This window comes from Erwinia sp. L03-1 (genome assembly GCF_058686115.1).
The window spans coordinates 2,220,019-2,239,575 of sequence record NZ_CM178762.1 but is presented as its reverse complement, the minus strand read 5'-3'; the positions used below and the strand labels follow the sequence as shown (position 1 = coordinate 2,239,575).

The 19,557-nt window shown below is 54.3% G+C and carries 17 protein-coding genes and 2 pseudogenes; 11 read left to right on the top strand and 8 right to left on the bottom strand.

Annotated elements, in window-relative coordinates; all coding sequences use genetic code 11:
* Nucleotides 1-8: 8 nt before the first annotated feature.
* Nucleotides 9-113 carry a TetR family transcriptional regulator gene (locus AC4PCC_RS10445; protein WP_492127490.1) on the bottom strand — a complete coding sequence of 35 codons (105 nt, stop codon included), beginning with the start codon at nucleotides 111-113 and terminating at the stop codon, nucleotides 9-11.
* A gap of 602 nt (nucleotides 114-715) precedes the next feature.
* Between AC4PCC_RS10445 and AC4PCC_RS10440 the strand changes: the two are divergent.
* From AC4PCC_RS10440 to AC4PCC_RS10415, 6 genes and pseudogenes are all read left to right on the top strand, one after another.
* Nucleotides 716-850: pseudogene (locus AC4PCC_RS10440) on the top strand (DUF4158 domain-containing protein); the annotation flags it as partial.
* Nucleotides 851-1,056: 206 nt separating this feature from the next.
* Complete coding sequence (locus AC4PCC_RS10435; protein WP_492127325.1) at nucleotides 1,057-1,782, top strand: type III secretion system effector phosphothreonine lyase; 726 nt, start codon at nucleotides 1,057-1,059, stop codon at nucleotides 1,780-1,782.
* A 245-nt stretch (nucleotides 1,783-2,027) separates the two neighbouring features.
* Nucleotides 2,028-2,486: pseudogene (locus AC4PCC_RS10430) on the top strand (Tn3 family transposase); the annotation flags it as partial.
* 161 nt (nucleotides 2,487-2,647) lie between these two features.
* Nucleotides 2,648-3,211, top strand: a complete 564-nt coding sequence (gene asr / locus AC4PCC_RS10425) for an acid resistance repetitive basic protein Asr (RefSeq protein ID WP_492127324.1) — start codon at nucleotides 2,648-2,650, stop codon at nucleotides 3,209-3,211.
* Between the two features lie 84 nt (nucleotides 3,212-3,295).
* A complete protein-coding gene (gene ydgU, locus AC4PCC_RS10420) occupies nucleotides 3,296-3,379 on the top strand; it encodes a small membrane protein YdgU (protein WP_492127489.1) in 84 nt (27 codons plus the stop codon).
* 114 nt (nucleotides 3,380-3,493) lie between these two features.
* Nucleotides 3,494-4,303 (top strand): trypsin-like serine peptidase, encoded by an 810-nt coding sequence (locus tag AC4PCC_RS10415; RefSeq protein ID WP_492127323.1) that lies wholly within the window; start codon nucleotides 3,494-3,496, stop codon nucleotides 4,301-4,303.
* 123 nt (nucleotides 4,304-4,426) lie between these two features.
* Here the strand turns inward: AC4PCC_RS10415 and AC4PCC_RS10410 are convergent, their stop codons facing one another.
* Together AC4PCC_RS10410 and hrpA are read right to left on the bottom strand one after the other, a co-directional pair.
* A complete protein-coding gene (locus AC4PCC_RS10410) occupies nucleotides 4,427-5,362 on the bottom strand; it encodes a pectate lyase family protein (RefSeq protein ID WP_492127322.1) in 936 nt (311 codons plus the stop codon).
* Between the two features lie 140 nt (nucleotides 5,363-5,502).
* The gene (gene hrpA / locus AC4PCC_RS10405; RefSeq protein ID WP_492127321.1) at nucleotides 5,503-9,402 is read right to left on the bottom strand and encodes an ATP-dependent RNA helicase HrpA; all 3,900 of its coding nucleotides are present in this window, start codon (nucleotides 9,400-9,402) and stop codon (nucleotides 5,503-5,505) included.
* Nucleotides 9,403-9,636: 234 nt separating this feature from the next.
* Between hrpA and AC4PCC_RS10400 the strand changes: the two genes are divergently transcribed.
* Both AC4PCC_RS10400 and AC4PCC_RS10395 read left to right on the top strand, forming a co-directional pair.
* Nucleotides 9,637-10,242, top strand: coding sequence for an FMN-dependent NADH-azoreductase (locus AC4PCC_RS10400; RefSeq protein WP_492127320.1), 606 nt, complete (start codon nucleotides 9,637-9,639; stop codon nucleotides 10,240-10,242).
* 149 nt (nucleotides 10,243-10,391) lie between these two features.
* Entirely contained in the window at nucleotides 10,392-11,009 is a 618-nt protein-coding gene (locus AC4PCC_RS10395) for a hypothetical protein (RefSeq protein ID WP_492127319.1), read from the top strand.
* Nucleotides 11,010-11,977: 968 nt separating this feature from the next.
* Here the strand turns inward: AC4PCC_RS10395 and AC4PCC_RS10390 are convergent.
* From AC4PCC_RS10390 to AC4PCC_RS10380, 3 genes are read right to left on the bottom strand one after another with little or no spacing between them, the layout of a single operon-like run.
* On the bottom strand, nucleotides 11,978-12,286 hold the full coding sequence (locus AC4PCC_RS10390; protein WP_492127318.1) for a YdbL family probable chaperone protein: 309 nt from the start codon (nucleotides 12,284-12,286) through the stop codon (nucleotides 11,978-11,980).
* 28 nt (nucleotides 12,287-12,314) lie between these two features.
* Nucleotides 12,315-12,503 (bottom strand): YnbE family lipoprotein, encoded by a 189-nt coding sequence (locus tag AC4PCC_RS10385; protein ID WP_067701663.1) that lies wholly within the window; start codon nucleotides 12,501-12,503, stop codon nucleotides 12,315-12,317.
* Entirely contained in the window at nucleotides 12,490-15,111 is a 2,622-nt protein-coding gene (locus AC4PCC_RS10380; protein ID WP_492127317.1) for a YdbH family protein, read from the bottom strand. Before AC4PCC_RS10380 ends, AC4PCC_RS10385 begins: the two co-directional genes overlap by 14 nt.
* A gap of 200 nt (nucleotides 15,112-15,311) precedes the next feature.
* Here AC4PCC_RS10380 and AC4PCC_RS10375 point away from each other — a divergent pair, with 200 nt between their 5' ends.
* Nucleotides 15,312-16,304 (top strand): 2-hydroxyacid dehydrogenase, encoded by a 993-nt coding sequence (locus AC4PCC_RS10375; protein WP_345827594.1) that lies wholly within the window; start codon nucleotides 15,312-15,314, stop codon nucleotides 16,302-16,304.
* A 64-nt stretch (nucleotides 16,305-16,368) separates the two neighbouring features.
* Here AC4PCC_RS10375 and AC4PCC_RS10370 read toward each other — a convergent pair whose 3' ends face one another.
* Complete coding sequence (locus tag AC4PCC_RS10370; protein WP_492127316.1) at nucleotides 16,369-16,641, bottom strand: putative hemolysin; 273 nt, start codon at nucleotides 16,639-16,641, stop codon at nucleotides 16,369-16,371.
* Between the two features lie 180 nt (nucleotides 16,642-16,821).
* Here AC4PCC_RS10370 and AC4PCC_RS10365 point away from each other — a divergent pair, with 180 nt between their 5' ends.
* Nucleotides 16,822-17,478: an MgtC/SapB family protein gene (locus AC4PCC_RS10365; RefSeq protein WP_492127315.1), complete on the top strand. Its 657-nt coding sequence runs from the start codon at nucleotides 16,822-16,824 to the stop codon at nucleotides 17,476-17,478.
* A gap of 71 nt (nucleotides 17,479-17,549) precedes the next feature.
* On the top strand, nucleotides 17,550-17,837 hold the full coding sequence (locus AC4PCC_RS10360) for a putative quinol monooxygenase (RefSeq protein ID WP_067701646.1): 288 nt from the start codon (nucleotides 17,550-17,552) through the stop codon (nucleotides 17,835-17,837).
* Between the two features lie 50 nt (nucleotides 17,838-17,887).
* Here AC4PCC_RS10360 and dbpA read toward each other — a convergent pair whose 3' ends face one another.
* A complete protein-coding gene (gene dbpA / locus AC4PCC_RS10355) occupies nucleotides 17,888-19,276 on the bottom strand; it encodes an ATP-dependent RNA helicase DbpA (RefSeq protein WP_492127314.1) in 1,389 nt (462 codons plus the stop codon).
* Between the last annotated feature and the right edge of the window lie 281 nt (nucleotides 19,277-19,557).

Below are 19,557 nucleotides of genomic sequence, written 5' to 3'. Positions count from 1 at the left end.
CGCTTTGTTCACACCTGCCGGGTTTTAAAGTGGCTGTAAACCACAGGTTTCGATACTGCTGCTGCTTCTGCAAGATGCCCAAGCGTTAATGCATCGGTCCCCTCGCACTTAATAATCTGCCTAACGTGCCTGCCAGATGCCCATAAATGGCATATATGGCGGTGTTAGGCGCAGCTATTTCGTTTGTTAGAATGTGTAATAGATGTCAGAATTAACAGATAAATTTTATCTGTCATCTACTACGCGAACTCAAATTGAGCAGGACTAACCATTTTAAGTGACGCAAAGATAAATGATTTATTAAATCGTATATCTTACACGCCAAAAGATAAAATTCACTCAATCGATTTATTAAATGAATTTCCTTCTGCTTTGCGAGTCGCCAGCCCCTCAATTTCCGCACGCCGAGACTGTAAGTGTGAATGACTTGCTATGTTGGGCATGAATTTATAATACTCCATTAGTTAACTGTTACAATGAAACTACTAAAGTATATAGATATCACTATATTTATACGAATTTCTTTCAAAAAACGCTCTAATTTACTTTACAATAAAAATGAACATTTGCAGATTATAAATGTGTTTTCCGCATCAATGCCGTAACAGACAGGATACTCTACACAGCTTTCTTGTCTTCCAAAATTTTATAAAGCATGTAACGGACAAGACTAAGTGTCTGTTGCGACACAGTTTTTCCTGTGAAGCTTCAAGCTGATGAGTGGGATCTTGCTTTCACTAACCAACGGCGGTGAAAAAATAACCGAATGAGAATAGCACTTCAACTTACCACCGCCCGTATTCTGGGAACCTTTCTGACAGATTTAACCCATACTTTTCCGTCACTCCAGCCTCGCGAAGTAGTGCATCCAAACTTTTGCCATTGCTCTTCTTTAACTTTCTGCCCCGGAACAGACAGAAATATCAGCTTTTCCCTCCTGATAAAAAATAAGGCTTTCTGGACAAATAATCTTTTTATAAAAGCATACTAAAGATTTATATGTGACAGTGGCAATTTCTTCATTATTCCTTCTTCATACTGCAAAGGACGTTTCCCATGCCCATTAATAGACCCAACCTAAAGCTAAGCTTCCCTCCTTTGAATGTTGTTTCTGTTTATAGTGGTGAGCAGATACTCTCTACAAATGAACATCTAAAAAATAATTTTAATTCCTTGCACAACCAACTGCAGAAGATGCCGATATCCTACTTTAAAGAGGCGCTGGATGTGCCTGACTATACATGGATGCGCCAGAGTGGTTTCTTTGCTATGAACCAGGGGTTTCGGCTGAATAACGATAGTGACGATGTTTTCATCCATGCTCGCCGGGAATCTCCACAGTCTCAGGGCGAATTTGCCGGTGACAAGTTCCACATCAGTGTGCTGAGGGATAGGGTGCCACAAGCATTTCAGGCGCTGTCCGGATTGCTGTTTTCTGAAGACAGTCCGGTAGATAAGTGGAAAGTGACCGATATGGAGAAGGTAGATCTTCAAGCCCGTGTGAGCCTGGGCGCTCAGTTCACGTTGTATATAAAACCAGATCAGGGGAACTCGCAGTATAGTGCGTTCTCTCTCCACAACATACGGCAATTTATAAATTGTCTTGAATCCAGACTATCCGAAAAGGAGTTTATTCCAGGACAGCGCCCTGAATCAGACGTTTATTCTGAAAATTGGAAATATCTCAGTTATCGTAATGAACAACGAAGTGAGCGCAATGGTGGTGAAATGCAAAGTCAGGCTTTACGTGACGAGCCGTTTTATCGTTTGATAACAGAGTAAGTGCCGCTTTGGTTCATAGTGGTAACATGCTCATCAACAACGTAATCGGGCCCGCTATGCGGCCATGGCGTCGGAAAAAATATATTGCACGCATGCCACAGCAAAGAAAGCTGGCCGTACTCACCGCATTCGTTAGCTCAGGAGACAGTAACGCTGGATGAAGCGGTTGATATGCTCGATATGTTGATACTGGGCATCACCGCGAGGCGAAGAAAACGGGGCAGAAAAAACGGCTCAGGGCGCATCAGTGGGATGAGATGATGCGAACCGCAGGTTCACTGAAGCTGGGTACCATTCACGCTTCAGAATGCATTCGCTCACTGCTGAAAAGCTCACGGCCGTCAGGGTTGGCGCAGGCCATCATGGAGGCCGGGCGGCCCAACAAGACGCTGTATCTTATTAATTATAGTAATGATGAGGATTATCGTTCTCGGACCCTGATGCAACGCAATCGTGGAGAGGGCCGCCACGCCGTAGCGCGGGCCATTTGTTACGGTCAGCGCGGAGAGATTAGAAAGCGCTATCGTGAAGGGCAGGAAGATAAACTGGGCGCACTGGGGCTGATTACTCACACAGTGGTACTGTGGAACACACTTTATATGCAGGAAGCACTGAGCTGGATGCGCAGTCATGGAGAAGAAACAACGTATGAGGTCATGGCCCGATTATCCCCACTGATGCACGGGCATATCAATATGCTGGGGCCTGCCCCTACGCTGCCCTGGTACAATGCGTACAAGCCCGTTGTACAATCCGTTACACGCCGATACCAATCACTCACTGAAAGCCTTCGTCCCTTCTCATATAGTTCTCCTACCGGCCCCGCAGTGGGCTGACATGTGAACTAACATTTGAGGGTTTTGCAATGAAAAAATTATTTGCTCTGGTTGTAGCCGCTGCAATGGGTATGTCTTCAGTTGCTTTCGCTGCTGAAACCACAACTGCTGCACCAGCCAGCACCACTACAACTGCTGCTGCAACGCCTGCTGCAACTACCGCTGCACCGGCTAAAACGACCACCACGACTAAGCATCATAAAAAACATAAAAAAGCGGCTAAGAAAGCTGTAGCGCAGAAAGCTCAGGCTGCCAAAAAAGTTCACCACAAGAAAGTCGCTAAGAAAGCTGTAGCGCAGAAAGCTCAGGCTGCTAAAAAAGTGCACCACAAAAAAGTGGCTAAAAAATCTGTAGCGCAGAAAGCTCAGGCCGCTAAAAAAGTGCACCACAAAAAAGCGGCTCACAAAGCTGTAGCGCAGAAAGCTCAGGCTGCTAAAAAAGTTCACCACAAAAAAGCAGCTCACAAAGCTGTAGCGCAGAAAGCTCAGGCTGCTAAAAAAGTGCACCACAAAAAAGTGGCTCACAAAGCTGTAGCACAGAAAGCTCAGGCTGCTAAAAAAGTGCACCACAAAAAAGTCGCTAAAAAAGCGTAATTTGTCGTGCGGGAGCCCGCTCCCACTCAATACTGACTCACTAAAACACCCGGATCCTCCGGGTGTTTCTTTCTGGAGTATCGGATGATGATTCGTCGCTACTTATTCGAAATTATCCTGCTGACGATGATTGCCTGCGGTGTTGTTGCCGCCAGCTTCTATCTCTGACTCCTGTAGCGTGCTGATATTCCAAATTAATTTCCCTTTTAAGCCACTATCCGTCTATAGTTACTACTGTTACGTGGTACTAACCTCACAATAATTCTCCATTCAGAGAGAGACATGCGCCTAACTGCTGCCTTTTTAATCGGATGTTTCGCCTTTTCGCTCTATGCCCACGCAGACGATGATGACGGGCTTAATGAAGCTGACGTCAAAACCCTCTTCTTCGGTAAAGACGATCGTAAACCCGTTGATAACGCTGCAAGCCAGCCGTGGGAAGCCATCGGCCAGCTCGAAACCGCCAGCGGTAATCTCTGTAGCGCCACCCTTATTTCTGCCCACCTGGCCCTGACGGCCGGCCACTGTCTGCTGGCCCCGCCCGGTAAAATCGACAAAGCCGTCGCCCTGCGCTTTATTGCCAATGGCAAAGGCGGCTGGCGTTATGAGATCCACGATATTGAGGCGCGTGTCGATCCCGCCCTGGGTAAGAAACTGAAAGCGGATGGCGACGGCTGGATTGTTCCCTCTTCTGCCGCCCCCTACGACTTCGGGCTGATTATCCTGCATAATCCACCGTCCGGAATCACGCCGATTCCCCTCTTTGACGGCAGCCGTAGCGACCTGACTGCCGCCCTGAAGCAGGATGAGCGTAAGGTGACGCAGGCAGGCTACCCCGAGGATCATCTCGATGCGCTTTATGCCCATACCGACTGCGCAGTCACCGGCTGGGCGCAGAAAAGCGTTCTCTCGCATCAGTGCGATACTCTGCCGGGGGATAGTGGCTCCCCGCTGTTGCTGAAGGTGAATAATGCCTGGCAGCTGATTGCCGTGCAGAGCTCTGCACCCGCGGCAAAAGACCGCTATCTTGCCGACAACCGCGCAATTGCCGTCACCGCTTTCCGCGACAGCCTTGAAGCGCTGGCCCAGTAGTGTGCATCAATAAAAAAACCTCTCACATGAGAGGTTTTTTTTGCCTGCGGCTCTCTTTAACGGCGTTTCGCCGTCTTTTGCTGAAGCTAAGCTTACGTTTACGGCGGGTGCCTGATGCGTTAGCTAGCCGCCAAATACCAGTCTGGCGCTCTGCGCACCGGCATATTCTGTCGTAAACTGTTTCGCCTCCTGCGCGGTTTTCACCACATAAGCGTAATTAGAGGAAGGCGTCCACTTGCTCGGCGGCGACGTTTTATTCGGCAGCGCGGGATAACTTCCGCTGTCGGTAAAGGTTCCGGTGCCTTTATCATCAAGCATGCCATTTTTTTCACTACCGGCACCAAAGTAATTCGCTTCGGAAACAATTTTTGCCCCCGTAGCAATAGTGAACCCCAGCGCGAAGTTATTAATATAGTTATTGTAAAAATGATAGTAACCGTACCTGGCCAGGCCGGGCGCACGGGTATAAACATTTTCAAAATGGCAGTGGCAGACGGTCAAATGCGGAAAGCCGTCATAACCCGTCTGGTCATCAGCCGGCCAGCCAAAAATCAAGCCATAGCGATGATTCTTAAACAGGCAGTTACTGACGGTAGCCCAGTCCGCTTTCGCGCCAATATACAGCAGCTTATCCGTGCTGTGGTCACTGTCGGCCCACTCATGACCTTCCCAGGTAACGTGGTCGATCCAGTATTTATTACCATGGCAGAGATAGAGCTGAATATCATCGTTTTGGTTAATCTCACGGCTGTGCTGCAATACCAGATTCTGAAAAATAATATTCCCGGAGGCTTCCGTGCTGCGGAAATGAATATTATTAAGCGTGCGGTTTTCATACGAGCCAACGAGGGTTTTATTTGCCCCCAGATAAACTTTTGTCAGGCTGTCTGCCCGAATATTACGGTTTAACACCACCACGCGCGGCGTTGTATCCTCCAGCGCCTTCTGTAACTGATCCAGTGTTTCAACATAGACTACTGAACCTGCCCATCCACCGGTCACACCTTGTGCTTTAGCAAAACCGCTAATCCCCGCTAATTTGCTATCCGGATAACTCATATTACTCTCCTTTCATTAATGGCCCCTAAGGGGATCTCCCTTAAAGTTATAGCCCTAACGGTAGAGAGCAGGCCAGTTATTTCTCGCTTAATTGATTAATTTGACTTAACTAATTAAAGGCAACCCCGCAGGGTTGCCGATCAGGATGAAATGTCATCCATCGCCTGCTGGATACGCTTCTCCGAGACCGGATACGGCGTTCCCAGCTGCTGAGCAAAGTAGCTTACGCGCAGCTCTTCTATCATCCAGCGGACGTCTTTCACTTCCTCATCATCGCGCCGGACTTCAGGTAATTTGTTGTACCAGCTGCTCCAGGCCTGCTGAATTTTTTCAACCTTCAGCATTCTGGCGCGATCGCTGTGGGGATCCACCGGCAGCTTTTCGAGACGTCGCTCGATGGCGTGCAGATATCTCAGCGTATCAGAGAGCCTTTTCCAGCCATTTTGCGTCACGAAACCGCGGTAGACCAGGCCGCCCATCTGCGCCTTGATATCCGAGAGCGCCAGCGCCATGGTCATATCCACCCTCCCCTTAAGCTTTTTGTTAATGGTAAAGACGGAGGTCAGGATCTGTTCAACCTTGCTGGCGATATCCACCACTGTATCATTCAGCCCGGCGCGCACCCGCTCATGAAGCTGGCTGAAGGCCTCTTCCTGCCAGGTCGGACCGCCGAACTCCGCAATCAGCCGGTCAACGCCGCAGGAAATGCAGTCGTCAATCAGCTCCAGTACTTTACCGTAGGGGTTGAAGTAGAGTCCCAGCTTGGCTTTGTTGGGCAGTTTCTCATGCAGGTATTTCACCGGCGAAGGGATATTGAGCAGCAGCAGCCTGCGCTGACCTCGCCACATCGCCTTCTGCTGGGCATGCTGGCTGTCAAAAAGACGAATGCCGACGCTCTCCTTTTCATCCACCAGCGCTGGCCAGGCTTTCACACTGTAGCTGCCGCGTTTCTGCTCGAAGTGGTCCGGCAGGTTGCCGAAGCTCCAGCTTTGCAAACCGCTCTGCTCCAGTCCGTCATCCGCCACGTCCGCCAGCGTTTCCTGGACCTTGCCCTTCAGCGCATCCTTAAGCTGCGTCAGGCTTCGCCCTTCACCCAGCTTACGATTTTTTTCATCGACCACCCGGAAGGTGATTTTCAGATGATCGGGTACCTGGTCCCACTGCCAGGCCTCACGATCGATGGTTATACCGCTCATGCGGCGAAATTCGCGCTCCAGCGATTCCAGCAGCGGTAACGCCTGCGGGGTGGCACGTCCCATAAACGCATCGGCGTAGTTAGGGGCAGGAACAAAATTTCGCCGCACCGGTTTCGGGAGCGACTTGATCAGCGCCACCACCAGCTCGCGTCGCAGACCGGGGATCTGCCACTCGAAGCCCGCCTCTGTGACCTGATTAAGCAGCGGCAGCGGAATATGCACCGTCACGCCGTCGGCCTCCTGGCCTGGCTCAAACTGATAGGTCAGCCGCAGGCGAAGATCACCCTGCTGCCAGATATCGGGATAGTCCAGCTGGCTGACGCCGTCGGCGCCCTCCTTCACCAGCATCTCCCTGACGAAATTTAGCCGCTCGGGTTCTTCCCGGCTGGCCTGCTTCCACCAGCTGTCGAAGTGGCGCGCAGAGACAATATCATGGGGGATACGGCCGTCGTAAAACGCATAGAGCGTTTCATCATCTACCAGAATATCGCGGCGACGCGATTTGTGTTCCAGCTCTTCCACCTCCTCGCGCAGCCGCAGATTAGCCCGGAAGAAAGTATGGCGCGTCTGCCAGTCGCCCTCGACCAGCGCATGGCGAATAAACAGCTCACGCGACAGCACGGGATCGATCGGGCCATAGTTGACCTTGCGCGCGGCAACAATCGGCAGTCCGTAAAGGGTAACCTTTTCGCTGGCCATCACCGCGCCCTGAGCCTTCTCCCAGTGCGGCTCGCTGTAGCTGCGTTTGATCAGATGCCCGGCGACCGGCTCAATCCACTCCGGCTCAATGCGCGCCGCAATGCGTCCCCACAGGCGGCTGGTCTCAACCAGTTCTGCCACCATGGTCCACTTGGGCGGTTTTTTAAATAATCCCGACCCCGGGAAGATGGCAAAGCGGGCGTTACGCGCGCCGGTATACTCCTGTTTGTCTGCATCCTTCTGCCCCAGATGCGAGAGCAGCCCGGTGAGTAGTGCGGTGTGAACGCTGCGAAAATCACCCGGCTCGGTATTGAGCGGGATCCCCTGCTCGCGCACAACCTGACGCAGCTGGGTATAGATATCCTGCCATTCACGTACGCGCAGGTAGTTGAGATAGTCGGTCTTGCACAGGCGTCGGAACTGGCTGGAACCCAGCGCCTTTTGCTGCTCCTGAAGGTAGTCCCACAGGTTTACAAAGGAGAGGAAGTCAGAATCCTTGTCGGCAAAGCGGCGGTGTTTTTCATCGGAGGCCTGCTGCTTATCAACCGGCCTTTCGCGCGGATCCTGAATGGATAACGCCGAGGCGATGATCATCACTTCGCGGGTACAGCCGTAGCGCTGCGCTTCCAGCACCATTTTTGCCAGCCGGGGATCGACCGGTAGCTGCGCCAGTGAGCGGCCTGATGAGGTCAGCTTATAGTGCTGATTTTCGTTCTGGGTAATTGCCCCCAGCTCTTCAAGCAGTTTGACGCCATCCTGAATATTGCGTTTGTCGGGCGCTTCCACAAACGGGAAGGCGCCGATATCGCCAAGCCCGAGCGCGGTCATTTGCAAAATAACGGATGCCAGGTTGGTGCGCAAAATTTCCGGGTCGGTAAAAGCCGGACGGCTGAGGAAATCATCTTCCGAATAGAGCCGGATGCAGACCCCTTCCGACACGCGCCCGCAGCGGCCCATACGCTGGTTTGCCGAGGCCTGCGAAACCGGCTCAATCGGCAGCCGCTGTACTTTCGTGCGAAAGCTGTAGCGACTGATGCGTGCAGTACCGGGATCGATAACGTATTTGATCCCCGGTACGGTCAGCGAGGTTTCAGCGACGTTGGTCGCCAGTACGATCCGCCGTCCGGTGTGCGACTGAAAGACCCGGTTCTGCTCGGCGTTAGATAAGCGGGCAAAAAGCGGCAGAATTTCCGTATGCGGCAGATCGCGCCGGTTCAACGCCTCCGCCGTGTCGCGAATTTCACGCTCGCCGCTCATAAAGATCAGAATATCTCCACGGCTGAGCTGGCCCAGTTCATCGACGGCATCAAAAATCGCCTGTAGCTGGTCACGCTCGGTGTCTTCTGCGTCCTCAACGATGGGCCGGTAGCGCACCTCAACCGGCCAGGTGCGGCCCGTAACCTCGATTACCGGTGCATTATGGAAGTGTCGCGAGAAGCGCTGAGGATCGATGGTGGCCGAGGTGATGATGACTTTCAGATCCGGACGCTTAGGCAGTAATTCGCGCAGGTAGCCCAGCAGGAAGTCAATATTCAGGCTGCGCTCGTGCGCCTCATCAATAATGATGGTGTCATATTGCATCAGCAGCCGGTCCTGCTGTATTTCCGCCAGCAGGATCCCGTCGGTCATCAGCTTGACCTGAGTCGTGTCGCTGACCTTGTCGTTAAAACGGACCTTATACCCAATACAGCCGCCCAGCGTGGTTTCCAGCTCGTCGGCAATACGGTCGGCGACGGTACGTGCCGCCAGGCGACGCGGCTGAGTATGACCAATCAGGCCGGTGATGCCCCTGCCCAGTTCCATACAGATTTTGGGGAGCTGGGTGGTTTTACCCGATCCCGTTTCACCCGCGACAATCACTACCTGATGATGACGGATGGCTTCTGCAATTTCGTCCTTTTTCTGACTGACCGGCAGATCTTCCGGGTAGCGAATAGCAGGCGTCGCCGCGCGTCGCTGGGCGATTTTCTGTTCAGCCTGGGTAATTTCAGCATCCAGCGCGTCGGCTAAGGCTTGCTGAGCGCTGGCCTCTTTCATTTTTTTTGCGCCGTTGAAGCGCTTTTGCAGACGCTGGCGATCGCGCAGCATTAGCGAATCGAGTCGCGGCAGCAGAAGTGCCAGCGCTGACTGAGGATTTTCTGACATAGGATTTACACGCTCATTCTGTTGCCGTTGAACCGGTCAACAGCGGACTAATCAGGTTAAAAATTTTGCGTAGTGTAGCACAGACAGGCACTTAGCCATTGTCCGTACGTGGTTTGCTTGTTCAGTAATTTCGAACGTTGACCTCAGAATATTGCACTATCCCTGAGGGAGGTTTGTCCATAGAGTGTATGTCATTGAGCGGAAGGTGTTCCGCGTATCACACAGGAAATTATCATGAGCAATGTATTAGTACTGAAATCCAGTATTCTCGCCGGTTATTCTCAGTCTAACCAGTTGGCCGATCATTTCGTTGAAGAGTGGAAAGCCGCGCACGGTAGCGACACTGTCACCATTCGCGACCTTGCTGCGAATCCAATCCCGGTGCTGGATGGCGAGCTGGTCGGTGCGCTGCGTCCTTCCGATGCTGCACTGACCCCGCGCCAGCAGGAAGCGCTGTCTTTGTCTGACGAGTTGATTGCCGAGCTGAAAGCGCATGACACCATTGTTATTGCGGCACCGATGTATAATTTCAATATTCCTACTCAGTTAAAAAACTATTTCGACCTGGTTGCCCGCGCGGGCGTGACGTTCCGCTACAGCGAGAATGGTCCTGAAGGCCTGGTGACAGGTAAGAAGGTGGTGGTTATTTCCAGCCGTGGCGGCATCCACAAGGATACCCCTAGCGATTTGCTTACGCCTTATCTGAAGCTGTTCCTTGGTTTCCTGGGCATGTCCGACGTGAAGTTTGTTTTCGCCGAGGGGATTGCATATGGTCCGGAAGTGGCAACTAAAGCCACGACTGACGCGAAAGCCGTGCTGGAAGAGCTGGTGACCGCATAATTTTTGTTTATGCTGTTGCGGTGACCGATATAGCCCGGTGGACAATTCCCATGTCCACCGGGCTTTTTCTTTAGGGGTAGTCTTCTGTTCGGCTGGGGGCATGTCAGTTGTGCAGGCTGGAATTTCTGCTGTGTCGGTGGATAATCCCTGTGGTTAACGTTGGGTTGTGGCGGCTGGAATTCCTGCTGTGCCGGTGGATAATCCCTGCGGTTAACGTTGGGTTGTGGCGGCTGGAATTTCTGCTGTGTCGGTGGATAATCCCTGCGGTTAACGTTGGGTTGTGGCGGCTGGAATTCCTGCTGTGCCGGTGGATAATCCCTGCGGTTAACGTTGGGTTGTGGCGGCTGGAATTCCTGCTGTGCCGGTGGATAATCCCTGCGGTTAACGTTGGGTTGTGGCGGCTGGAATTTCTGCTGTGTCGGTGGATAATCCCTGCGGTTGCCGGTGGGTTGTGCAGGCTGGAATTTCTGCTGTGTCGGTGGATAATCCCTGTGGTTAACGTTGGGTTGTGGCGGCTGGAATTCCTGCTGTGCCGGTGGATAATCCCTGCGGTTGCCGGGCGTCGCAGCTACAGGCTCCGCGTGGTGCCTTTGGCTCCGACTCCGGGCCGGACGGCCTGGTCGCGAGCGGGCATCCCTGCCCGCCGCTCCCTGAGTGCAGCATCCCTGCTGCCCTCGCCTGGCCCTCCGTCTTCGCCGCAGCGCTGCGGATTGCCCGTCACCCGCAGGGATTATCCACCTCTCAGGCTGCTGAGCTGCTTTCAGTAAAACTGCTTGTCTGTCCGCAGGCTTCTGGGCTGCTTCCAGTAAAAACTTTTAGCTCTCCGCCTGTACGTGAGTGCTTTCAATAAAACCGCTTGTCTATCCGCAGTTATCATCAGCACGACGTCCAGTTAAGCCCTAATAACATTCAGGCTTTTGAGCTGTAGCAATGCTCATCCATTTTCTTATTTGCAGAGTTCTTTCTTTTAAAACTTGCCGAAAGATCTTGTGTAACCCCCGAAACCGCCGTTACCCGCAGCCAACACAATGTAAATGGAGCCGGCGGGTGGGGCCCGGTGACAGGCATCCCGCAGCGCTGAGCGCAGAGAGGAAGACCCGGATGGGCCAGCAGGGAGGCTGGCACAAGGGCATGTCGGGACAGGGATGTCACGTCATGCCCGGTCCGAAAGGTCGACGAGCGGAGCGAAGGAACCATGCGAAGCGCGGCGCGAGGACCGCCAGGCACCGGGCCCCATCCGTTGGCGACTACACCAGGCCTTTAGCCAGCCAGGCAACACCCGTAGGCGACAACACTGAGCCTTTAGCGCACTGTGCACAACCCTCAGGCTATGGCCCTGAGGCTTTGGCAAGGAGGTTGTCTTATTTGCAGAGTTCTCTTTGCTTTAAACCTGCCAAAGAATCGCCTGTAACCCCCGAAACCGCCGTTACCCGCAGCCAACACAATGTAAATGGAGCCGGCGGGTGGGGCCCGGTGACAGGCATTCCGCAGCGCTGAGCGCAGAGAGGAAGACCCGGATGGGCCAGCAGGGATGCTGGCACAAGGGCATGTCGGGACAGGGATGTCACGTCATGCCCGGTCCGAAAGGTCGACGAACGAAGCGAAGGAACCGCGCAACGCGCGGCGCGAGGACCGCCAGGCACCGGGCACCATCCGTTGGCGACGGCACCAGACTTTAGCCAGCCGGACACCACCCTAGGCGATATGCTCCAGTCACCACCGGAATGGCACACGATTAAGGTGTTTTCTGTAGCCACTGCCCGTTAATCCCACGAACATATTCGCCCGCAGCGGCCCTGTCGACCAGCTTCATCCCGGCAATACGGGCAACCTCTTCCGTCGTCAGACCGTTTTGCCGGGCCAGCATCAGATATTGCTGACTGCGTCCCTGATTAATACGCTCAACCAGTGCCAGCGTATCCGCATCCTGAGCTCGCGGTGCGATATAGCCGGACAGCGTCTCACCTACCCGACCCTGCTGACGCCCCTCGCTCAACGTCAGTGCCATAGCCGCCGTCGGCAGCAATAGCAGGCAAATCAGCATAGTTCTTAACCTGCCCATCATGCCCCCCTCAAAACAAATCACTCTGATTTTTTAACAGTGCCTCAACGTCTTTATCCACCTTGATATGGATCTCATGCTCAATTTTGACGTTCATATTGATGGTAATCGGCTCTTTTGGCGCAGCGATCTCAATACGGGGCGTACAGCCGCTGAGCAGTAGCGCAGCGGCGGGCATCAGCAGGCTAATGCGTTTCATCAGATTTTTCCTTGTGCTTCGGCAGTGTGGCGTTATCTTCCAGCCATGACTGCACGTTATCGCCAAAGCGCAAACTGCGCCAGAGCTGAAACAGGTTTTCCTGCTGCGTATAGTTAAGCGACACGCGCTGATTTTTATCGCTAAAACGACTGGTACCGTTAACCTGCGCCCTGAAGGTCATCATCCCGAGGTTATCCAGATCCAGCGTGGCCCAGCTGCGTGAAATTTCCATATAACGTAACCAGTTCATCGCCGCCCCTGCCGCAATATTGTTGTTGGAAATCGTATCCGCAAAGTCCTTATCCATCCGGACCGTCAGCGGACCGCTATTGGCAATCCAGCCGTCCTTAATCAGCCAGCGGGGATGACTCAGCCACAGCGGCAGCGCGCCATTAATATGCCCGGACATCGCAATCTGTTTCGGCTTTATCGCCGTGACCAGCTCGCTGACGCTGATATTTTTAATGCGCAGCGTCGCGGCTTCATGCTGCGGCATCTGCAAACTCTCCATGCGCAGCGTCCCCCCCAGAATATCCATGCCGACGTTACTCAGGCGCAGCGGCTGTTCTTCGCTCCAGGGGTAGCCGCCCTGGAGATCGGCAGTGATATTTTGCAGGGTAAACTGATTTTTAATCGCTTTGATACGAAGAGAGACCGGTCCTTTTGCGCCGAAATACCAGCGATCGACCTTCAGCCTGAACGGCAGGGAGAAATCGACGCCGCTGATGTCGTTATCCGGCAGTGAAACGCTCCCGTTGCTCACCACCCAGTGACCGCCCGCCTCAAGGCCGCTATCGCTGGCAGCAGAAAAGGCCACCTGCGCCCTGAGGGTGCCGGAGCGGATCTTCATTTTCAGGTCGTTACTCAGCAGCGGCTGGAAGACCGCAAGAGGCTGCGTTGGCCACCAGGCCTGACCGCGCAGATGGGCACCATCCCAGCGGCCCTGCAAGCGCACCGGGCCAATTGCCTGCGCCTGAAGCGTGCCGCGATAGAGAAAAGAGGCCGGATCGCGCCCGCTGACGTTAAGCGCCAGCGTGGCGGGCGGCAGGTAACCGCCGCTACCAAACAGCGTCTGCCGGGCGCTCAGACTGAGCGCACCAGCAAAAGAGGGTTTAGCCCGATCCCAGCGCAGCGGCGAGGTTAAGGTTAGTCTGGGTGCGTGAACGTTGACGCCGCCATAACGGATCCGATCGAAGCCGGTGGAGAGTGACGTCAGTTCAATCAGCGTCTCCTGCCAGCGCCCATTTCCGTTCACATCCCAACTGGCCGACAGCGGTACCATTTTTCCGTTGCCCCAGTAGCGCCACTGCCACAGGCCTTTATCCGGCCAGAAGTCCGTCGCGCGGCCATCCAGATGCAGTCTGAACCGCCCCATTTGCGGATCGTGGGCGCTAAGGATCGCCTGTAAACGCCCATCAACTCCCGCTGAAGATAGGGTGACCCCGGCCAGCGGCCAGCGTGCCTCGTCAACCTCCAGCGTCGGGAGTAGCCGCCCTCGCATGCGCAGCAGCGCCCCCGGGCTGAGCCAGAGTGCGGGATCCAGCAGCGGGCCACGCACTTCACCCGGAAGACCTGCATAAAATTGCAGCTGGGCCAGCTTGCTTTCGCCAGTTATCCTGAAGGATAACGCGCTGTTAACGAGGTCGAGGTGGCCCGGCCCGAGCGTCAGTACCACGTTGCCCTTCCCTCCGCGTCCCTGAGTCAGGACGTTCAGACGCCCGGTAATTTCCGTTGCCGCCAGCCCCTGTTGCCAGTGATTCAGGCTCAGGGCCACGCCGCCGGAAAGCGGCTGGGAAGCCCAGGGCCAGCGCCACTGTCCGTGAGTTATCTGCACGCTGTCGGCGGAAACCTGCCAGGGTAAGCTGACCAGCGGCGTCTGGTTATCCTTCGCCGTGACCAGCAATTCACCCTGCTGCTGCTGCCAGTTCAGCCTGACTGTCAGGGGATCCGGCACGCCCTGTAGCGTCAGGTTAGCGCCAAGCTGCCCCTCCTCTGGCAACGTATTGGGGATGACAGGAAGATGCAGAGTGCCGGAAAGCTGTACCGGTTCAGGAATGCCGGGGGCCTGAAAGGTCAGCGCATCGACATTCAGGCGGTTGCCTTCCAGCCTCGCCTTAAGGGACAGCGCGTCACCGCTGTATGTGATTTGCTGGCGATCGCCATCCAGGCTAAGGCGCAACGCGCCAGCCAGATTTTGCCACGGGGCGATCGAGAAATGATCAACAGAAACCTGCGCCGAAGGCAGCATCGCCTGCCAGGCCACCAGCGTTCGCGGCGCGGCGTCGGATTTTCCGTTGGGTAACCGATCGAAACATGCGCTGTCGATATTGACGTCGGCGGCATCGAGCAGCCAGCGACCCTTTCGCTTGCTCAGCGAAACATCACGCACGTTAGCCAGCACGCACTGCCCGGCCAGATAGCGTATACCCGGCAGGGAAAGCGCGCCCTTATGCCAGCCTGGCCGTCCGTCCAGCGCCACGGACGTTCCTGCCGGAAGCCAGACTCCCGCCAGCCGCGGCAGCCAGTGCGTAATGGTCAGCATCAGTCCTGCCAGCAGCAAAACGACACTCATTACTGCTGCGGTTAAAATTTTCCAGCCCCGGGTCATGGCAATATAAAGTCCGTTTATTTCGACAGGTTAAGTGAGCTAAATGATGGCACGTTAAGCCCGGATGGAGAAGTTTTTCCCCGAAAACAGGCCAGGCAGCCGTGATATTTACCGCAGCTCTGGTAAGGGTCGCAGCCTGATATCAAATCTTGTTAAGATGTCGGTTGATGAAATCCCTTCGGCATAGCAGGAGAGCAATCGTGAAAATAGCGGTGTACAGTACCAAACAGTACGACAGGAAGTATCTGGAGCAGGTCAATAAAAGCTATGGCTATGAACTGGAGTTTTTTGACTTCCTGCTCACCGAACGTACTGCTAAAAATGCCACGGGCTGCGATGGCGTTTGCATCTTTGTCAATGACGATGGGAGCCGCGCCGTGCTTGAGGAACTGGCCGGGCTGGGCGTGAAATTCGTCGCGCTGCGCTGTGCGGGCTACAATAATGTCGATCTCGACGCCGCCAACGCGCTGGGTCTGCACGTGGTTCGCGTTCCCGCTTATTCCCCGGAAGCCGTTGCAGAACACGCGGTAGGAATGATGATGACGCTTAACCGCCGTATTCATCGTGCTTATCAGCGAACCCGCGACGCTAATTTCTCACTCGAAGGGCTGATTGGCTTTAATATGCATGGCCGTACCGCCGGCGTTATCGGCACGGGTAAGATTGGCCTTGCCACGCTGCGTATTCTTAAAGGCTTTGGTATGCGCCTGCTGGCGTCCGATCCCTGGCCAAATCCGCTGGCGCTGGAGATGGGCGTAGAGTACGTGGATAACGCCACCCTGTTCCGTGAAGCAGACGTTATTTCGCTCCACTGTCCGCTAACCCCAGAAAACCACCATTTGCTGAATATGTCGGCATTTGAAAAAATGAAAGATGGCGTGATGATCATTAACACCAGCCGGGGCGGGCTGATTGATTCCCAGGCGGCGATTGATGCACTGAAATTGCAGAAGATAGGCGCATTAGGTATGGATGTGTACGAAAACGAACGCGACCTGTTTTTTGAGGATAAATCGAACGACGTTATTCAGGACGATATTTTCCGCCGTCTGTCAGCCTGCCATAACGTGCTGTTCACAGGCCATCAGGCATTCCTGACGGCGGAGGCCCTGACCGGCATCTCGCAAACGACGCTGCAAAATATCAGTCAGCTGGCCGCAGGGGAGTCCTGCCCGAACGCGGTAACGGCATAAATCATTCGGCCAGCGCCTAATGGATTATCCGCTCCGCCTGCTCCATCCCGGCTCATCGCCCCGCTTAACGCGCGCAGGTTCCGCCAGCCAGTGCGCTTTCATTACAGCGTCGTCCATTTGCCAGCTGGCACATGGCGACGGCAGAGCCATCAAGCTGACGCGAAAGAGCCAGCGTGCCACCCGCACTGGAGCAGGTGCTGGCAGCCAGATCGGACATCACGACTTTAGTGGGGACATGGGCGCTGGTTGCCTGCTGTGGCGGTTCATCATTGCTGTCGCTGCTACAGCCTGAGAGCACGAGAGATGCCCCCAGCAGCAGTAAAGTCGCTGCTTTCATTATCCACTCCGGGTTGGTATTTATGCGGTTTGCCAGCATAAGCCAGGATCGTATGTGGGTCGATAGCTGTCACGAATATTTACCATTTAATAATCACAATAATAGCAATAGCCTGCGTTCTTATTTTATAAAAAAAGGCGTGTAACAATGAAAGATGACAATAAATCAGAAGGATAGCCTGTGTTAATGGATCTGTTATTACGTATCGCGCTGGCCGGTGCACTGGGTGGATTAATTGGGCTGGAGCGCCAGCTGCGGGCTAAAGAAGCGGGTCTGCGGACGCATATTTTAGTGGGTATCGGTAGCGCCATGTTTATGATCGTTTCTAAATATGGCTTTGATGACATAATTATGCAGGCGCATATTGGTCTGGATCCCAGCCGTATTGCCGCTCAGGTCGTCAGCGGAATGGGTTTTTTGGGCGCCGGGACTATTATTATTCAGAAGCAGATCGTTAAGGGGCTGACGACTGCCGCCGGTCTGTGGGTCACCGCCGCGATTGGACTGGTCATTGGGAGTGGTCTGTACGAAATCGGTATCTATGGCACGCTGCTGGCACTGGTGGTGCTGGAAACGTTCCGCAGAATTAGCCACTGGCTTATCGGCCGCCATCACACGCTGGTGTTTCATCTTAAACCGAAAAGCGTTCCAATGGTGCTGATTGTACTTGAGAAAGAGCGCGTCAGGACCGGTCAGGTGTCCATTGTGAACCGGGATATCGAGACCGGACTCTGTGAGATGACGATTGACGTGACCCTGTCACGAAAAATTGCCCCACACCAGATTTATAATTCACTACTGGAAATTAAAGGCGTGCATTCGGTTGAAATGCATTAGCCGTGACGTAAAAGGGATTATCATGGCCGTTTAGTCCGGCCAAATTTGCAAGCAAACGTATGGAGAACAGAATGAGCGATAAAAATATTCTTGTTGTAGCAAAATTCACTGCCAAACCGGGCAAGGCTGATGAGCTGAAGAAAGTCCTGACGCACGGAGTGAAACCTGCCCGGGCAGAAGCGGGATGCGTTCATTACGATCTTTACCGCAGCGTTGAGGACGGTAACGTCTTCCTTTTCCACGAAACCTGGAAGAACGAAGAGGCCGTCAAAACCCACGGTGAACAGCCGCATTTCAAAACCCTGATGGCCGATGCTGAACCGCTGCTGTCAACGCCACCTGCCGTACACCGCGTGTAAAAGGCATTCTGAACGCGGCCAGTCGTTCATCCGGCTGGCCGCAATAAAAATCAGAAGGCGGACTTCAGCAGCACGGCACGACAGGATTTACCTTTGATCTTCACCTGCTGGAGCTGCTTCATCGCCTGTCGTGCACTGTCATGACGAATAGCCACATAGGCGTGGGTAGCGGCGATATCAATTTTTCCTATCACTTCACTCTTCAGGCCCGCATCACCCGTCAACGCGCCCAGGATATCTCCTGGACGTATTTTGGCTTTACGCCCGCCGTCCAGGCACAGGGTAGCCATTTCGGCTGGCAGCGGCTGTGAAGCGACGGCTTTGAGTTCAGCAACGCCCTTCCAGCTCAGCTTCTGCTGTAAAAAATCCTCGAGCGCATGGGCGCGGATCATCTCATCCGCAGCCACAAAGCTAATGGCGCTGCCCTGCTCGCCCGCACGGGCGGTACGACCAATACGGTGAACATGAACTTCCGGGTCAAAGGAGAGTTGATAGTTCACCACCATTTCCAGTGATTTGATATCCAGACCGCGCGCGGCCACATCGGTTGCGACCAGCACGCGACAGCTGGCGTTAGCAAAGCGGATCAGCACCCGGTCGCGGTCGCGCTGTTCAAGATCGCCATGCAGGGCCAGAGCGCTAATCTCTTTGCTCTCCAGCGCGTGAGCAATGTCATCGCACTCGCGTTTGGTATTGCAGAACACGACGCAGGAACGCGGCTTTTTATCGCTTAACAGGCCAATGAGCGCGGGCAGTTTCTCGCGCGGGCCTGCCTCGTAAAATACCTGTTCGATAGCCGGTAGATCGGAGACCACATCGGTTTCGACGGCCAGCGGATCGCGCTGGATACTCTGGCTGATTTTCGCCATGTCCTGCGGCCAGGTGGCTGAAAATAACAGCGTCTGGCGCTCAGTTGGGCAATAGCGGATTATCGTATCGATATCCTCGCGAAACCCCATCTCCAGCATCCTGTCCCCCTCATCCAGCACCAGCGTGGTGACCTGCCCCAGCTTGAGCGTTTCACGCTTAAGATGATCGAGGATACGTCCGGGCGTTCCCACCACAATGTGTGGCGCGTGCACCAGCGAATCGCGCTGGGCACCCATCGGCTGCCCCCCGCAGAGCGTGAGGATTTTAATATTTGCGGTAAAACGCGCCAGACGGCGCAGCTCTTTAGCGACCTGATCGGCCAGTTCGCGCGTAGGACATAGCACCAGTGACTGGGTAGTAAATTGCGTCACGTCTATACGGTGCATCACACCCAGGCCAAACGCAGCGGTCTTACCACTGCCGGTCCTCGCCTGGGCGCGCACGTCGCGCCCCGCCAGGATCGCCGGCAGCGACGCGGCCTGGATAGGTGTCATGCTGTGATAGCCAAGCTCGGTCAGATTATCGATCTGGCTGGCTGGCAGGGAAGTCAGGGTTGAAAAAGCAGTCACAAGTTACTCTCTGATAGAAACCGACGGGCGTATTGCCGCAGAGTGTACCAGAGAACGGACGATGGCGGTTACTGGCGGATGCACTAACGCGCAGCAGGCGATAAGCGACAGGATGCGCCGTGAATTAACGATGCAGGGACGGTAAAAGTAAATAATTGGCGCTGGCTTTCGCCGCTGTAATCCGTACCATACTCGCCACAACGACGCATGCCGGAACCGATGAACTCTAACGAAAAGATTTCATTGCTGAGAGAAACTGGCAAAATAAGCGTAATGCCCCC

Excerpts from the sequence above, each read along its gene's own strand:
- AC4PCC_RS10370 (WP_492127316.1), bottom strand. The coding sequence starts at position 16,641 with ATGAAAGCAGCGACTTTACTGCTGCTGGGGGCATCTCTCGTGCTCTCA.
- AC4PCC_RS10390 (WP_492127318.1), bottom strand. The coding sequence starts at position 12,286 with ATGCTGATTTGCCTGCTATTGCTGCCGACGGCGGCTATGGCACTGACG.
- AC4PCC_RS10410 (WP_492127322.1), bottom strand. The coding sequence starts at position 5,362 with ATGAGTTATCCGGATAGCAAATTAGCGGGGATTAGCGGTTTTGCTAAA.
- asr (WP_492127324.1), top strand. The coding sequence starts at position 2,648 with ATGAAAAAATTATTTGCTCTGGTTGTAGCCGCTGCAATGGGTATGTCT.
- AC4PCC_RS10380 (WP_492127317.1), bottom strand. The coding sequence starts at position 15,111 with ATGACCCGGGGCTGGAAAATTTTAACCGCAGCAGTAATGAGTGTCGTT.
- AC4PCC_RS10385 (WP_067701663.1), bottom strand. The coding sequence starts at position 12,503 with ATGAAACGCATTAGCCTGCTGATGCCCGCCGCTGCGCTACTGCTCAGC.
- AC4PCC_RS10400 (WP_492127320.1), top strand. The coding sequence starts at position 9,637 with ATGAGCAATGTATTAGTACTGAAATCCAGTATTCTCGCCGGTTATTCT.
- AC4PCC_RS10360 (WP_067701646.1), top strand. The coding sequence starts at position 17,550 with ATGAGCGATAAAAATATTCTTGTTGTAGCAAAATTCACTGCCAAACCG.
- AC4PCC_RS10435 (WP_492127325.1), top strand. The coding sequence starts at position 1,057 with ATGCCCATTAATAGACCCAACCTAAAGCTAAGCTTCCCTCCTTTGAAT.
- AC4PCC_RS10415 (WP_492127323.1), top strand. The coding sequence starts at position 3,494 with ATGCGCCTAACTGCTGCCTTTTTAATCGGATGTTTCGCCTTTTCGCTC.
- ydgU (WP_492127489.1), top strand. The coding sequence starts at position 3,296 with ATGATGATTCGTCGCTACTTATTCGAAATTATCCTGCTGACGATGATT.
- hrpA (WP_492127321.1), bottom strand. The coding sequence starts at position 9,402 with ATGTCAGAAAATCCTCAGTCAGCGCTGGCACTTCTGCTGCCGCGACTC.